The sequence below is a fragment of the Komagataeibacter nataicola genome (assembly GCF_003207795.1).
GTDB classification, from domain to species: Bacteria; Pseudomonadota; Alphaproteobacteria; order Acetobacterales; family Acetobacteraceae; genus Komagataeibacter; species Komagataeibacter nataicola.
Map to the genome: position 1 here is coordinate 1 of NZ_NIRT01000098.1, position 581 is coordinate 581.

General features: G+C 63.3%; 1 protein-coding gene. It reads left to right on the forward strand.

All coding sequences use genetic code 11. The features are described from left to right. The coding region (locus tag CDI09_RS17435) for a baseplate J/gp47 family protein (RefSeq protein WP_211308951.1) at nucleotides 1–581 on the forward strand (581 nt) is incomplete at both ends.

Genomic DNA, 581 nt, shown 5'->3' on the forward strand with positions numbered 1-581 from the left:
CCATCTGCCTGCTGGGCACGGCCATATCGGGCATCGACACCGTGACCAACACCACGGCGCTCACCAATGGCAGCGATGGCGAGACGGATGCGGCGCTGCGCACGCGGTTCGTCTCCTACATCAACAGCCGCTCCAAGGCGACGGTTTCGGCTATCGAGAACGCAGTGACCGATGTATCCGCCGACCTGATCTATCAGGTGCTCGAGAACGTGGACACGTCTGGCGCTTTCCTGCCCGGCAACGTGGTGGTGTTTGTCGATGATGGCTCGGGCGATGTGTCCGACAGCGTGATTGATCAGGTCTATGCGGCGGTGGATGACGTGCGGCCTGCCGCCGTGTCCATTCAGGTCGTGCGGCCTAACGTGGTGCGCCCGCCCGTCACCATGACCGTGACCGTGGGCGCTACCGGCGACCTCACCACCGTGCAGGCCACCATCAGCACCAATATCGCAACCTACCTCAACAGCCTCGCCATCGGGGCCTCGGCCAGCTATTCGCGCCTGATCCAGATCGCCTATGCCGCCAGCACGTCGGTAACCAACGTGACCGATGTCACACTTTCAGGCGGCACGGTGGACCTG